The following is a 13466-nucleotide window of genomic DNA, read 5'->3' as shown; positions in this document are numbered from 1 at the left end:
AAAACATAGCCAATCTGCAATTCTCACTTTTTACGAACCAAAAAATAAATGCCGATTGCCATCAAGGCAAATGGCCAGAACCTTTCGATGTTCGCAGTGCTTGTTTCAACAATCCCAAAAGACGATGTGATTTGATCATAGAATAAGAAAGTGATCGAGATGAGAAGTATGACCATTCCGTGAAACATTCCAGAATTTGTTTTGCGTGCCCGGAGAATAAATCCCAGCGAGATGATTAAAATAAAGATACCTATATTATCCGGCCAAATATCCAGGTTCTCGACGATATGGAAGTGAGCCCCGAACCCCAGTAAGATGACGCCTGGCAGGATGGACTCATATTCATTACCGCTATATGCCTGAATCAGGAAGGCGGCACCAACTATACATAATAAAGTGGGCCAGCTGAAAAAGCCTGGAAAGATTTCGATTTGGGAACGTTCTAGAAAAAAATAGAGCCCGAAACCGATTAAAACGATTCCTGGGAAAATACGCTGCGTTTTCATTTTATCCTCCTATGCAATTCGATTACTTGAAGTTTTTTGCCATTTTTGATATGGTACTTTTGTACACAATGTCGAAATATGTATGTAACTTAGAAATCCCGCTTAGGCACCTTTTGTAGCATTCCAGGCGTTTTGGCTGTCTTTTCATGGTAGCATACGTTTTCATAAACTGTTCATATTATTTGCGTGAAACCATTTTAGTACATGGTATAATAAATTTACATGAAAAATTTTGGGGGTGCAAAACAAAAGGATGCATATTCTAGCGGTTGGTATAAATTATAAAACTGCCCCTGTAGAAATTCGGGAAAAACTATCGTTTAACGAAGCCGAACTTGCCGAGGCAATGAAAGCTCTTAAAAATAAAAAAAGCATCTTGGAAAATATTATTATTTCAACATGTAACAGGACGGAAATATATGCGGTGGGTGACCAGCTTCATACAAGCAGGTATTATATAAAGGAATTTCTTTCGGAATGGTTTAATATCGATAAAGAAGAATTTTCTAAATATCTGTTCATTTATGAAGGAGATGGGGCTGTCGAGCATTTATTTTCAGTTACCTGCGGCTTGAATTCCATGATACTGGGAGAAACTCAGATTTTGGGACAGGTACGTTCAAGCTATCTGTTAGGGCAGAAGGAAGATACGATTGGTACCGTTTTTAACCATCTCTTCAAGCAAGCCCTTACATTAGCTAAAAAAAGCCATTCGGAAACCGAAATCAATACAAATGCCGTTTCAGTCAGCTATGCGGCAGTCGAGCTTGCAAAAAAAATCTTCGGAGGCCTGAACGGCAAGAATGTCTTGATTCTTGGGGCCGGTAAGATGGGTGAGCTGGCCATACAAAATCTGCATAGCAATGGTGCCGACAGCATTACAGTCATTAACCGCACCTTTCAGAAAGCGGTCGACCTGGCGGAGAGATTCAATGGTACGGCGAAACAGCTTCAAGAGCTGCAATGCGCTTTAGTGGAAACTGATATCCTGATTACTTCCACTGGATCAAAAGATCTTCTTGTAACAAAAGAAATGATGTCATTCGTCAATAAGCTTCGTAAAGGCCGTCCTATTTTCATGGTCGATATCGCAGTGCCGCGTGACCTCGATCCAACATTGGCCGAGCTGGAAAATGTCTTCTTGTATGACATTGACGATCTTGAAGGGATCGTGCAAGCCAATATCGAAGAACGTAAAAAAGCTGCCGAGAAAATAGAATTGATGATCGAATCAGAAATCGTTGACTTCAATCAATGGATTAATTTGCTTGGTGTGGTTCCCGTCATTTCTTCCTTACGGGAAAAATCCCTATCGATTCAAAAGGAAACGATGGAAAGCATCGAAAGAAAGCTTCCGCATTTAAGCGAACGTGACAAAAAAGTTCTGAACAAGCATACGAAAAGCATCATCAACCAATTGCTGAAAGATCCGATACTTTATGCAAAAGAGCTGGCAGATGAGCCGAATGCAAAAGAGCAATTAAATAATTTCGTGAAAATCTTCCATTTAGAGGAATTGATTGAAGACCAGCTGGTTGAGGATGAAAAAGAACGGAACAGCTCCAAGTCATCCTTATTGAATCCAGTTCCTGTCCAGTAATGAGGTAGATATGGAATTACTAATGACAAGATTGCATGAAGCAACTGTATTGTTGTATGCCATCAGTATGCTTTTATATTTTATCGATTTCCTCAATAATAACCAGAAGGCGAACAGGGTCGCCTTCTGGTTGCTTTCTATTGTTTGGGTACTGCAAACAATTTTTTTATTTCTGTATGTGTTGAAAACGGGAAGATTCCCGGTATTGACGATTTTTGAAGGCTTATATTTTTATGCATGGGTCCTCATATCGTTATCTTTAATCATTAACCGATTGCTAAGAGTCGATTTTACGGTCTTTTTTACGAATGTATTAGGTTTCATGGTTATGGCCATCCATACCTTTGCACCTGTTCAGATAGAATCTCAAGTGCTTGCACAGCGCCTGGTTTCAGAGCTACTGCTCATACATATCACTTTTGCCATCCTATCATATGGGGCATTCACGCTTTCTTTCGTTTTTTCACTTTTATACTTAATTCAATATGATTTACTGAAACGGAAGAAATGGGGAAAACGCCTGCTTCGACTCGGCGATTTAACAAAGCTCGAGCAAATGTCTTATGTCCTCGCAGTAATAGGTGTTCCATTATTAGTGGTTTCCCTTATCCTCGGGATTCAATGGGCATATATCAAAGTGCCTGGGGTATCCTGGCTTGACATGAAAATCATCGGTTCATTTATTTTGCTTATCGCTTACAGTGTGTTTTTATACTTGAAAATTCGGAAACAAATGTATGGAAGGACGCTAGCCTTTCTGAATATTGGATCTTTCATGATTGTGTTAATTAACTTTTTCCTTTTCGGAAGCCTTTCAACATTCCACTTTTGGAATACATAGGAGGAAACTATGAGAAAAATAATTGTCGGTTCTAGACGTAGTAAATTAGCGATCACCCAAACGAACTGGGTTATCGATCAACTTAAAGAGCTTGGGGTCCCATACGATTTCGAGGTGAAGGAAATTGTCACAAAGGGTGACCAAATCCTTGATGTAACACTTTCCAAGGTAGGCGGAAAGGGCTTATTCGTTAAAGAAATCGAACAAGCGATGCTGGATAAAGAAATTGATATGGCAGTACATAGTATGAAAGATATGCCCGCAGTGCTGCCTTCAGGCTTGACGATTGGCTGCATACCACCGCGGGAGGACCATCGGGATGCCTTGATTTCAAAGAATCATGAAACACTTTCCGAACTTAAGCCCGGTTCCATCATAGGTACAAGCAGCTTGCGCCGTGGCGCGCAAATATTGGCTAGAAGGCCGGACCTTGAAATTAAATGGATTCGCGGTAATATCGATACACGTCTGAATAAGCTGAAAACGGAAGATTATGATGCTATCATTTTAGCGGCAGCAGGACTATCAAGAATGGGATGGGAGAAGGACATCGTAACGGAATTTTTAGATGAAGATATTTGCATTCCGGCAGTTGGACAAGGAGCACTTTCCATTGAATGCCGCGAAGACGACAAAGAACTGCTGGCGCAACTTGCGAAATTGACCTGTGAAAAGACGAAAAGAACGGTTGAAGCGGAACGCGCCTTTTTGGATAAAATGGAAGGCGGATGCCAGGTGCCGATTGCCGGATTTGCGGTGGCAAAAGATAATGGATCCGTTTCCCTGACGGCTTTGGTCGCTGCCCCGGATGGAAAGGTGATTTATAAAGAAATGGTTGAGGGAACTGATCCCGAGGCGGTTGGGCATGCTGCTGCCAAACAGATTAGCGAAATGGGCGGTAAAGAATTGATCGATCGCGTAAAAGAAGAGCTTGATCAGTAATGAATCCCGTTCAACCTCTTAAGGATTATCAGGTATTAATCACCAGAGGGATAGGACAGGCAGATGGTTTAAAAGAGTCGATCGAGAAAAATGGCGGAACGCCGCTTCTTGTGCCATTGCTTGAGTTCACTCTTCCTGATCATATGGAAGAAGTGCAACAGCGGTTAGATGAGTTGCTTACATATGACTGGATCATTCTGACCAGTCAAAATGGGGTGGATTTCTTCTTTAAGCTTCTTGGTAACCAGCCTTTAAAGCTCCCGAAAATAGCCGTAATCGGCTCCAAAACAGAAGCGGCCCTGAATCGACATGGTTATAAGGCGGATTTCGTTCCAGCTCAGTTTGTTGCCGAAGGGTTCGTGGCGGAGTTCAATCCCCTGCTTGATCGGAGGTCCCGTGTGTTGCTGGCAAAAGGAAATCTCGCAAGGGCGGTTATTGCGGAGGCAATCAATGAAGCTGGTGCATCCTGTGATGAAGTGATTATTTATCATACCGTGCTTCCTCGAAGCAGTGAAAAAAAACTGGTGCAGCTTATAAAGAACGATGATATCGACATCATAACCTTTACGAGTTCATCGACGGTCAATCATTTTTTACAGATCATGAAACGCCATAAATTGGATACATACATAGACCGGATCATAATCGCCTGCATCGGGCCGATTGCCGCTAAAACGGCTGAAAAACATGGGCTATCCGTCGATGTCTGTCCGGATGTTTATACGACGGATGCCATGGTTGCGGAGTTAATACGCTTCATTTCGAAAAGAAGTAAAAAGGGAGGAACTTTAAAATGAAAAACATTCCATTCAATCGCCACCGTCGCTTGCGTGCAAGTGCTGGCATGAGGGCTCTAGTCCGTGAAACACAATTGCATAAAGAGGATTTGATCTATCCGATCTTCGTCATCGACGGGGAAAATGTGAAAAATGAAATCAACTCCATGCCAGGCATCTATCAGCTATCCATGGATAATCTGGGGGCCGAAATGGATGAAGTCGTGAGTCTGGGCATTAAATCAGTCATTTTATTCGGAGTCCCTTTTGATCATGATAAAGACGAACAGGGCACAGGTGCATTTCACCATAACGGACTTGTGCAAGAGGCAACCCGTTTTATTAAAAAACAATATCCTGAAGTTATTGTCATAGCGGATACCTGCCTTTGCGAGTATACAAGCCATGGCCATTGCGGGGTCGTTGAAGGGGAAAAAATCCTCAATGACGCTTCACTTGACCTTCTTGCCAAAACGGCAATCAGCCAGGCAGAGGCCGGCGCCGATATCATTGCGCCTTCCAACATGATGGACGGTTTCGTTGCGGCCATCCGTGCAGGTCTGGATGAAGCGGGTTATGAAGATATTCCAATCATGTCCTATGCGGTGAAATATGCTTCGGCTTTTTACGGTCCATTCCGTGATGCTGCGAATGGTGCGCCACAATTTGGCGACAGGAAAACTTACCAAATGGATCCCGCCAATCGCCTTGAAGCATTCCGTGAAGCTGAATCAGATGTTGCTGAAGGTGCGGACTTCCTAATCGTGAAACCAGCCCTTTCCTACATGGATATCATCAGGGACGTTAAGAATAACTTTAATCTTCCGATTGTTTCCTATAATGTCAGCGGTGAATATTCAATGGTTAAGGCTGCTGCCCAAAATGGCTGGATTGATGAAAAAGCGATAGTGATGGAAATGCTGACAGGCTTGAAACGCGCAGGATCCGACTTGATCATTACGTATTTTTCAAAAGAGGTAGCACGCTGGATAAACGAAGATAATCAATGATATAAAAAATATAAATATAACCTGTAATGGAAAAAGGGGATTGAATCATGCGGTCATATGAAAAATCGAAAAAAGCGTTTGCCGAAGCAAAAAATTTGATGCCAGGCGGCGTGAACAGCCCGGTACGTGCCTTCAAATCTGTGGACATGGATCCCATTTTCATGGAGCGTGGAAAAGGCTCAAAAATGTATGATATCGATGGAAATGAATATATCGACTATGTTCTTTCATGGGGACCGCTTATCTTGGGTCACACGAATGACCGTGTAGTGGAATCATTGAAAAAGGTAGCGGAGTCTGGTACAAGCTTTGGAACCTCGACGCTGATTGAGAATGAACTGGCCAAGTTGGTCATGGAACGGGTGCCTTCGATTGAAATGATCCGGATGGTATCTTCAGGAACCGAAGCGACGATGAGTGCACTAAGGCTTGCACGAGGCATTACAGGCCGTGATAAAATCCTGAAATTCGAAGGTTCCTATCATGGCCATGGTGATTCATTGCTGATCAAAGCGGGTTCCGGCGTTGCAACATTAGGTTTACCGGATAGCCCGGGAGTACCGGAAGGCATTGCGAAAAATACGATTACCGTAGCATATAATGATCTAGCTGCAACCAAATATGCGTTTGAACAATTTGGCGAAGACATTGCCTGTATCATCGTAGAACCTGTTGCAGGGAACATGGGTGTGGTTCCGCCACAACCTGGTTTCCTCGAAGGCTTACGTGAAGTGACGACCCAATACGGAGCTCTATTGATCTTTGACGAAGTTATGACAGGATTCCGTGTCGGCTATAATTGTGCACAAGGCTATTTTGGCATCGTACCTGACCTGACTTGCCTTGGTAAAGTAATTGGCGGCGGCCTGCCTGTAGGAGCATTCGGAGGCAAGCGCGAATTCATGGAACAAATTGCCCCGAGTGGGACAATCTATCAAGCGGGAACATTGTCTGGTAACCCTCTTGCCATGACGGCCGGCCTTGAAACGCTGAGTCAATTGACTCCAGAATCTTATGATGAGTTCACCCGAAAAGGGGATATGCTCGAAAAAGGAATTGGGGAAGCAGCGGAAAAGTACGGAGTTCCCCATACATTCAACCGTGCCGGGTCAATGATTGGTCTTTTCTTTACGAATGAAGAAGTCGTAAACTATGATACAGCAAAAACATCAGATTTAGAGTTCTTTGCTTCTTACTATAGGGAAATGGCGAATCAAGGCATCTACTTGCCGCCGTCACAGTTTGAAGGTTTATTCCTTTCCACTGCACATAGTGATGAAGATATCGAAAAGACCATTGCAGCGGCAGAACAGGCTTTTGCAAAATTAAAAAAATGATGCAAGGCTTCATGAAATACCGCTATATTCGATAATGATGAATTTGAACTGGCTACCATTTTTCCAAAAACTTTTGGAAAAAGGTAGCCAGTTTTTTTTCAATTCAATCAGTACGTGGAAGGACGAATTAATATAGAGATAGGTCGAAATAATATGGAGTTAGGTCGAAATAATATGGTAGAAGGCCGAATAAATGGTTTCATTCAGAAATTTTCAGGCCGATTGATACAATTTAAATCTGAAAAAGTTGAATCTCCTTCTTTTTAAAAGGTTCGGGAAATATAAGATCTGGAGGGTTACATATGAAATTAAGGAATAATCAGCTTCCTTTCTTCATAGATTGATATTGGTATAGGTACCGTTTCATGAAGTTGAAAGGAGGAGTTGTTTTGTCGCAAGAAAATGAATCGTATTTACGATTTTCTTTAGAGGAATCCGTTTGGTTCCAGAAGGGACAGGAAGTGGCTGAGCTATATTCCATTTCGCTTGATCCAAATGTGACGATTCAAGAAAGTGATCAATATGTTTTCATACGTGGCTCGTTAGATTTAAGCGGTGAATACAAAGACTCGCAAAATGGTGAAGAAGAGGAGTTTTCGCAGACCTTTTTGCCAAAAGCGGTTCAAAAGGTCGAGAGGCATCTCAATGGACTTAATGAGTTCACACACCGTTTTCCGGTTGATATAACGATTCCGAATAATCGGATTGCCTCATTGGATGAGGTCGATGTCTCGATTCAAAGCTTTGATTATGCCCTCCCAGAGCATAACTGTTTGAAATTGCAGGCGGACCTTTTGATAACCGGAATCTATAATGATTCATACGTGGAAGAACGGTTCGATACGGAGCAGGAAGTTGGGGAAACAGAGGAACAGGAAGAAACGGATGGAGAAAATGAGTCATATATTCCTTATGCGGCTGCAGTGCCGCCAATCCCGGATTTTCAGCCTGTTTTCCGTGATGAGGAGGAAGAAGAGTTATACGCGCCTTTTTCTGCAGAGTCAAAACGAGTTTCTGAAGCAAATGAAGAGGAAGAGGAACCGATTTATTTAAGCGATCAGCATAGTGCCCCAGTTTTTGAAATTCCCGTTTCACCATATCCTGAAGAGGAGGAGTGGGAAACGGAAGTGCATAGACAGGAAGAAGCTGAAGTTGAAGCTGTAGAGGAAGAAGTTATTGGAGATCCGTCTGTCTCCACGGATAAGGTACCTACCATGGAAGAGGAGAAACTGGTGGAAGAAGCAGTCAGGCAGGATTCCATGGAAGAGGAGAAACTGGTGGAAGAAGCAATCAGGCAGGATTCCGTGGAAGAGGAGAAACTGGTGGAAGAAGCAATCAGGCAGGATTCTGTGGAGAAGATGGAGATTCCTAGAGTGACATTGAAAGAAGAAGCAGTTGAAGAGCTAAGTGAAGCAACCAATCATCAAGATAGCCCTGTTCCAAATTTAGAAACCGAGGATGTTATCCGGCAGGAGGAAGATGTCGTTGCAGCGGGTCCTATCCTTAATGAACATGTAAAGGTGGAGCAGGAAGAGGAAGCCAATTCGTCCGTAAGCGATCTATTCAAAAAGAGGGAAAGACCTGCGCCTCCGGCTAAGGAGGGTAAGAATCTCAAAGGCAGGAAACAAGCGGAACGTGATGATAAAGAAACGGCCGATCATGAAAAGCAGCCTTCCATCATGGATTTATTCGGACGGAAACAAGAAGAAGAACTGGTAAGGATGAAGGTTTGCATCGTTCAGCAAGGGGAAACGCTTGATGACTTGGCCCAACGATATGATGTTACGGTTCAATCGATACTTTTCAGCAATGAATTGGAGTCGAATCAGAACGTCCATGAAGGGCAAGTCATCTATATACCGAAGGCGGTTGCATATAAGAATTGACCAGGACAGAGAGCAGAGCATATGGTCTGCTCCTGTTTTTTAGGTGCTAGTGGAATCGGATTGTTTAGTTTTTTTAGAGAAAGTGAGTGAGTCTCGTGAGGGAAAACGAGAATCAGCAGCCTGCCAATCGGGATCGGGACACGGAGACCGTATTGAAGGAATATGCCATGTATGTACAATATATCGAGGACTTCGGGCGTGTGAAAAAAGTATACAGTGATCGCGGAACATTTGCCTTGAAATCGATGTTACCGCAGAACGGAATTGATTTTATTAAAAATGTTCAAAAACTGTACCATCGCGGCTTTAATCGGATCGTTCCGATTTATCAAACGATGGATCAGCGTTACGCCGTTCTTCATAATGGACGTTTGTATTACCTGATGCCCTGGCTCAATAATGATGGGGACGGGGAGCGCGATGAAAAACATAAGCAAATGTTCAGGGAGCTTGCCCGAATGCATGCACTTTCCGTTAAGGAAATACAAGTGGATATCGAGGAACGGGAGGCCCATTATGAGCGGACGCTTGATGCCTGGAATAACGAGAAGGACTTTATGGATGAGTATATTGTCAGCTGTGAAAAGAAGTGGTATATGTCTCCATTCGAACTGACGGTTTGTTCTTTCTACACTGATATTTCACAGGCGCTGAAGTATTCGATCAAGAAGTTTGAAACCTGGTATGAAAAAACGAAGGATAGTGAAAAGGTTCGAACCGTGGTTACGCACGGAAAGGTTTCTTTAAAGCATTTCGTTTATGATGAGAGGGGGTATGGCTACTTCATCAATTTTGAGAATTCGAATACGGCTCCGCCGCATTTCGATTTACTGCCATTTCTCGTTAAATCGGCCAGGACCTATCCTGTCCAATGCGATGACTGCGTTGACTGGCTATATAACTATTTTCGTTATTTTCCGTTGAAAGAAGAGGAATTGCTGCTCATGCAAAGTTATCTGGCATTCCCTGGATCAGCTTTGGAATTAGTGAAGGGTTATTCCGATGGCAGGAGCCATCGTTCAGAGCTTGATAATGTTACTCAACTGCAGCGGCAATTTTGGCTTCTGAAAAATATTGAATATATGGTGATGAAAATCGAAGAGATCGAACAGCAGAAAAAGGCTGCTACCGAGGCTGCCAAAGAAGAACAATCACCCCCAAGCTAAATATACATGATTGGATTATCTCCAGTCATGTATATTTTTTTGCTGTAAGGGAATAATTAAATCCATTCGAAATATAAAGACATGGCCAGGAAAATAAATGCGATTAACAGGAGCATATCGAAGAAAGTCGGAAAAATCAGCGTACGTAATCCTTGGAATACGATAAAGGGGACGATGAACTGCTGGCAGACACCGCGGAATTTCTTCATCCAAGGCGGTAAAGTATAGGGAGTATATCTTCGTTTCATATTATTACCTTCCTTTTTAGGACTTCTTATATTCTATGGGTGGGCAGTGGAAAAGGTGAAAAAGCCGTCACATTCATTGTTCCTGGAGGATAAAATAAAGAAAATGACCTTGAATGTATCAAATGGGATGATTCCTGGGAAAGTAAGCGAAAAGATGATTGACTCGAGCCCCATATTTTTTGTACTATATACTATATGCATTCAATGATTTTACATATGAATATAAATCAATGCAAAGACCGGAAATAGTAAGATGAAATGCACTTTTCAGAGAGGAAACCAAATTGGTGCGAGGTTTCCAGGCAGCAGCATCCGAAGTCGTCCGCGAGCAGTCTTCGTGAACTTTTTAGTAGCGAAGGCCGGTGAAGAGCCGTTATCCGATTTGAGAGCCGAAAGAGATTTTTTTCTTTTTCGGAAAAAAGGTGGCACCGCGAACAACTTCCTTCGTCCTTTTGTGATGATGGAAGTTTTTTTATGCCCAAAAAGGAGGAAATGATATGGAAGAGAACCAAATTTCTATGCCGACTAAATATGATCCGCAGACGATAGAGAAAGGCCGCTACAAATGGTGGCTTGATGGAAAGTTTTTCGAAACGACGGGTGACGATAAAAAAGAACCATATACGATTGTCATCCCGCCGCCTAACGTGACAGGTAAGCTTCACCTTGGCCACGCTTGGGATACGACACTTCAAGATATATTGACACGCATGAAAAGAATGCAAGGCTATGATGTTTTATGGTTGCCGGGCATGGATCATGCCGGTATAGCCACTCAAGCGAAAGTAGAACAGAAACTTCGTGCGGAAGGCGTGAGCCGTTATGACCTTGGACGTGAAAAATTCGTAGAAGAGACATGGAAATGGAAAGAGGAATATGCGAGCCATATCCGTGAACAATGGTCAAAGCTGGGTCTTGGACTTGATTATACACGTGAACGCTTCACTCTTGATGAGGGCCTTTCAAAAGCTGTGCGCGAAGTGTTCGTTTCGCTTTATAACAAGGGCTTGATTTATCGCGGCGAATACATCATCAACTGGGATCCATCGACGAAAACGGCGTTATCCGATATCGAGGTTATTTACAAAGATGTGCAGGGCGCATTTTACCATATGAAATATCCGTTGGTTGACGGAACAGGTGAAATTGAAATTGCCACCACCCGTCCAGAAACGATGCTTGGCGATACTGCTGTTGCTGTACACCCTGAGGATGACCGTTATAAACACTTGATCGGCAAAATGGTCCGCCTGCCAATTACAGGCCGGGAAATCCCGATTGTCGGTGATGATTATGTCGATATGGAATTCGGTTCAGGCGCGGTCAAAATTACTCCGGCTCATGACCCGAATGATTTCGAAATCGGGAACCGTCACGATTTGGAGCGCATCCTTGTCATGCATGAAGATGGCTCGATGAATGAAAAGGCCGATAAATATGAAGGCATGGACCGTTTTGAATGCCGTAAACAAATCGTCAAAGACCTTCAGGAAGAAGGAGTGCTCTTCAAAATCGAAGATCACCTTCACTCTGTCGGCCATTCAGAGAGAAGCGGTGCTGTTGTTGAACCATATCTTTCGACTCAATGGTTCGTTAAAATGCAGCCGCTGGCTGATGCATCCGTTGAGCTTCAAAAAGGATCCGATGAGGAAAAAGTTCATTTCGTACCGGACCGTTTCGAAAAAACGTACCTGCATTGGATGGAAAATATCCGTGACTGGTGCATTTCCCGTCAGCTTTGGTGGGGTCACCGCATTCCAGCCTGGTACCATAAAGAAACAGGTGAAGTGTATGTAGGTAACGAAGAGCCTGCGGACGCTGAAAACTGGGAACAAGATACGGACGTTCTCGACACATGGTTCAGCTCGGCATTATGGCCGTTCTCGACTATGGGCTGGCCTGACAAGGACAGTGTCGATTTCCAACGTTACTATCCAACCGGGGCGCTTGTGACAGGCTATGATATCATTTTCTTCTGGGTATCGCGGATGATTTTCCAAGCACTTGAGTTCACGGGCGAACGTCCATTTGAAGATGTGCTGATCCACGGTCTCGTTCGTGACGAACAGGGGCGCAAGATGAGTAAATCACTTGGCAATGGAGTCGATCCGATGGAGGTCATCGATCAATACGGTGCCGATTCACTGCGTTACTTCTTATCTACGGGCAGCTCACCAGGCCAGGACCTTCGTTACAGCACGGAAAAAGTGGAAGCGGTCTGGAACTTCTCCAATAAAATTTGGAACGCATCCCGTTTTGCTTTAATGAACATGAATGGCATGACTTATGACGAAATCGATTTAAGCGGTGAGAAGTCTGTAGCAGATAAATGGATCTTGACGCGCTTGAATGAAACGATTTCCAACGTAACCAGACTTGCGGACCGTTATGAGTTTGGTGAAGTGGGCCGTGTGCTATACAACTTCATTTGGGATGACTTCTGTGACTGGTATATTGAAATGGCGAAGCTTCCGCTATATGGCGAAGACGAAGCAGCGAAGAAAACGACGCGCTCGATCTTGGCTTATGTACTGGATAACACGATGAGATTATTACACCCGTTCATGCCATTCATTACCGAAGAAATCTGGCAGAACCTTCCGCACCAAGGTGAGTCCATCACTGTTGCCGCTTGGCCGGAAGTGAATGAAGGGTTGACAGATACAGCTGCAGCCGAGGAAATGAAACTGCTTGTTGAAATCATCCGCTCCGTCCGTAATATCCGTGCTGAGGTGAACACACCGCTAAGCAAAAAAATCAATTTGATTTTAAAAGCGAAAGATGAGTCCATCTTAGAGACGTTACAGAAAAACAGCAGCTATATCGAGCGTTTCTGTAATCCTGAACAATTGACGATCGGAATCGAAGTCGAGGAACCTGCTCAAGCCATGACAGCTGTGGTAACTGGCGTAGAACTGATCCTTCCGCTTACAGGACTGATCAATATTGACGAAGAAGTGAAACGTCTTGAAAAAGAACTCGACAAACTTAATAAAGAAGTGGAGCGCGTTCAGAAAAAATTAGGCAACGAGGGCTTCGTTAAAAAGGCGCCGGCAAGCGTCATCGAAGAAGAACGTGCCAAGGAAAAAGACTATAGCGAAAAACGTGACTCTGTAATCCACAGGATCAGCGAACTGAAACAACTGTAAAACAA

General features: G+C 43.5%; 11 protein-coding genes and 1 other annotated feature. Of the genes, 9 read left to right on the top strand and 2 right to left on the bottom strand.

Annotated features, from left to right (window positions below; all coding sequences use genetic code 11):
* Nucleotides 1-23: 23 nt before the first annotated feature.
* Nucleotides 24-506 (bottom strand): LiaI-LiaF-like domain-containing protein, encoded by a 483-nt coding sequence (locus J7E52_RS15730; RefSeq protein ID WP_214748297.1) that lies wholly within the window; start codon nt 504-506, stop codon nt 24-26.
* Between the two features lie 253 nt (nt 507-759).
* Between J7E52_RS15730 and hemA the strand changes: the two genes are divergently transcribed.
* From hemA to ysxE, 8 genes are all read left to right on the top strand, one after another.
* Nucleotides 760-2106 (top strand): glutamyl-tRNA reductase, encoded by a 1347-nt coding sequence (gene hemA / locus J7E52_RS15725; protein WP_214748296.1) that lies wholly within the window; start codon nt 760-762, stop codon nt 2104-2106.
* A gap of 10 nt (nt 2107-2116) precedes the next feature.
* On the top strand, nt 2117-2947 hold the full coding sequence (locus J7E52_RS15720; RefSeq protein ID WP_133349505.1) for a cytochrome C assembly family protein: 831 nt from the start codon (nt 2117-2119) through the stop codon (nt 2945-2947).
* Between the two features lie 9 nt (nt 2948-2956).
* On the top strand, nt 2957-3889 hold the full coding sequence (hemC, locus tag J7E52_RS15715) for a hydroxymethylbilane synthase (RefSeq protein WP_214748294.1): 933 nt from the start codon (nt 2957-2959) through the stop codon (nt 3887-3889).
* Nucleotides 3889-4686 carry a uroporphyrinogen-III synthase gene (locus tag J7E52_RS15710; RefSeq protein ID WP_214748292.1) on the top strand — a complete coding sequence of 266 codons (798 nt, stop codon included), beginning with the start codon at nt 3889-3891 and terminating at the stop codon, nt 4684-4686. Before hemC ends, J7E52_RS15710 begins: the two co-directional genes overlap by 1 nt.
* Nucleotides 4683-5675: a porphobilinogen synthase gene (gene hemB, locus J7E52_RS15705; RefSeq protein ID WP_072273336.1), complete on the top strand. Its 993-nt coding sequence runs from the start codon at nt 4683-4685 to the stop codon at nt 5673-5675. The genes J7E52_RS15710 and hemB overlap by 4 nt, the downstream gene beginning before the upstream one ends.
* Before the next feature lie 47 nt (nt 5676-5722).
* Nucleotides 5723-7012, top strand: coding sequence for a glutamate-1-semialdehyde 2,1-aminomutase (hemL, locus tag J7E52_RS15700; RefSeq protein ID WP_214748289.1), 1290 nt, complete (start codon nt 5723-5725; stop codon nt 7010-7012).
* Between the two features lie 389 nt (nt 7013-7401).
* Nucleotides 7402-8898 carry a stage VI sporulation protein D gene (gene spoVID / locus J7E52_RS15695; RefSeq protein ID WP_286197801.1) on the top strand — a complete coding sequence of 499 codons (1497 nt, stop codon included), beginning with the start codon at nt 7402-7404 and terminating at the stop codon, nt 8896-8898.
* A gap of 95 nt (nt 8899-8993) precedes the next feature.
* Entirely contained in the window at nt 8994-10064 is a 1071-nt protein-coding gene (gene ysxE, locus J7E52_RS15690; protein ID WP_309476897.1) for a spore coat protein YsxE, read from the top strand.
* Between the two features lie 56 nt (nt 10065-10120).
* Here the strand turns inward: ysxE and J7E52_RS15685 are convergent, their stop codons facing one another.
* Nucleotides 10121-10312, bottom strand: coding sequence for a hypothetical protein (locus J7E52_RS15685; RefSeq protein ID WP_101222799.1), 192 nt, complete (start codon nt 10310-10312; stop codon nt 10121-10123).
* Between the two features lie 226 nt (nt 10313-10538).
* Nucleotides 10539-10767, top strand: a binding site (T-box leader).
* 42 nt (nt 10768-10809) lie between these two features.
* Here J7E52_RS15685 and J7E52_RS15680 point away from each other — a divergent pair.
* Nucleotides 10810-13461 carry a valine--tRNA ligase gene (locus J7E52_RS15680; protein WP_214748284.1) on the top strand — a complete coding sequence of 884 codons (2652 nt, stop codon included), beginning with the start codon at nt 10810-10812 and terminating at the stop codon, nt 13459-13461.
* Nucleotides 13462-13466 lie beyond the last annotated feature (5 nt).

Source organism: Bacillus sp. ISL-34, from assembly GCF_018613325.1.
Classification (GTDB): Bacteria; Bacillota; Bacilli; order Bacillales; family DSM-1321; genus Peribacillus.
Note: the sequence above shows the minus strand (reverse complement) of the source record. Positions and strands in the feature narration are given on the sequence as shown.